Genomic DNA, 236 nt, shown 5'->3' with positions numbered 1-236 from the left:
CCAAGTGACCCTAAACAAGCAATCGAGGCTCTCCGCGACGCTGAACCGACACCGATGGATATCGGAAAGTATGAGAACGGTTATTTCATGAACGTCATCGCCATCGGGCTCATTGCCGAAGCTGTCGACGAAGTAAGTGTGGAAGAAAAGACGAAATGGGGACCGTTCGCTTACTTGATTGAGGGTGTAAAAGCGTTCCGTGAGCATAGTCCATATGAGTTGGCACTTGACAGTAC

1 protein-coding gene is annotated in these 236 nt (G+C 49.6%); it reads left to right on the top strand.

What is annotated here, in order from left to right:
- Positions 1-236: diacylglycerol/lipid kinase family protein (locus AC2Q9J_RS18520; protein ID WP_499042200.1), on the top strand; the 236-nt coding region annotated here is incomplete at both ends.

The organism is Planococcus sp. RAB007_Raresut, from assembly GCF_057369535.1.
Note: the sequence above shows the minus strand (reverse complement) of the source record. Positions and strands in the feature narration are given on the sequence as shown.